Below are 1,394 nucleotides of genomic sequence, written 5' to 3' on the forward strand. Positions count from 1 at the left end.
CCGCCCCCAGGCCGGAGCCGGACGCTTTCGTGCGGTCGGCGTCGGCCTTTCCGCGCGCCGCCGCCTTGTCGCCCTTCGCTTTCATCATCGCGGCGTGGAGCTTTCCGTTCTGCTCCATCATCGCGACTTCTTGCGCGGTGCGGCCCTCCAGCAGCGCGGCCTTCCGTGCTATTTCAGCCTCACGGAAAGGCGTTTCGCTTTCATGATTGGCCCGCGCCATTTCCAGCCGGAATTCCAACCAGTCACCGAGACGGTCAGCGAGAGAACGAGGCTGTTCGTATTCGCCTTCCTCGCATTCGCCGTCATCTTCGCTGATTTCCGGTGCTGTAATTCCTTCAGAGCGCAGGGCCGCTGACGGGTCCGGTGCTGCCGGAATCGTCGGCAGTTCCATCGTCATCTCTTCCGGCGACTCCGGCGGCGCCGGGGGAATGTCTTCCGGCGGCGGAATGGTGTCGCCGTAATCCGGGATCGGCGGTGGCACGAACGTGGAATCACCGCTCCAGGGGCCCTGGACCAGGGTCCCTGTGCCGTCCTCATCGGACACGGTGCGCCTCCCTCCTGGGACTTGACAGAGCGTGGGATCTTGTGTGCACGCGTGTGCACGTGCACGTGTGCACGCTTTACGCGCGCGAGGCCCCGCCGGAGCCCGGCGGGGCCTTCGCTGGTGACGTTCAGTTACGCGGGGGGTGCTTCGCCACGACCTGCTCCGCGTACTGCAGCAGGTCGTTCCAGATCCGTCCGTTGCCCTCCACCCGCTGGTCCAGCGCCGTGATGAACAGGCGGCAGATCAGCGCGAATCCGGAGTAGACGTCGCCGCGACCGGCTTTGACGTCCTTGGACATTCGGGATCGTGCCAGGCGGAGCCAGAATTCCATCAGCCCTGCCTCGCCGCGAGATTCGCGGGCTTTCTTCGCCTCTTCCTTCAGCCAGTTCTGACGCCGTTCGGCGGACCGTTCGGCACTGCTGAGGGGGCGGTTCACGCCGACTCCCGACCGAGGTCGTAAATCGACGTGGGACCACCATATCCGGAATTCTCGCTCTGCGCACCCTGCTGCGGCGGGTTGGGTGCGGCCTGGAGCGTCGGCGGGTTCTTCTTACGCTGCTTTTCCAGCTCCTTTTCCTTCCTTCCCTTGACCGTATTCACCACGTTCTCGTCGTGGGCGCGGCGCTTATAGGCGCTCTTTTCCAGGCCCTCGGTGAGGTTGTTCAGGTTCTTGAGCACGTTCCCGAGGGCCTTTTCGACGGGCATCGCGCGCATCCTGGCGTGGTACCAGCGGTCGCCCTCCACGTGCGTCTTGCGCAGGTGCACGCGGGTCTCGATCGCGAGGGTCTCCAGGTTCTTGCCGATGTCCAGCAGGACCCGCTGAACGTCGGCCAGGTACCGGGCGGTTGCC

Annotated in this window: 3 protein-coding genes; all 3 read right to left on the reverse strand. The window is 65.1% G+C overall.

Features of this window, described 5'->3' with window-relative positions:
• On the reverse strand, window positions 1–544 hold a 544-nt coding region (locus ABWI07_RS44090), incomplete at its 3' end, for a hypothetical protein (protein ID WP_353822202.1).
• Window positions 545–671: 127 nt separating this feature from the next.
• On the reverse strand, window positions 672–980 hold the full coding sequence (locus tag ABWI07_RS44095) for a hypothetical protein (protein WP_011109700.1): 309 nt from the start codon (window positions 978–980) through the stop codon (window positions 672–674).
• Window positions 977–1,394, reverse strand: a 418-nt coding sequence (locus ABWI07_RS44100; protein WP_353822203.1) for a hypothetical protein, incomplete at its 5' end; no start/stop codon positions are given. The genes ABWI07_RS44095 and ABWI07_RS44100, both read right to left, overlap by 4 nt.

This window comes from Actinomadura sp. NPDC000600 (genome assembly GCF_040492135.1).
Classification (GTDB): Bacteria; Actinomycetota; Actinomycetes; order Streptosporangiales; family Streptosporangiaceae; genus Spirillospora.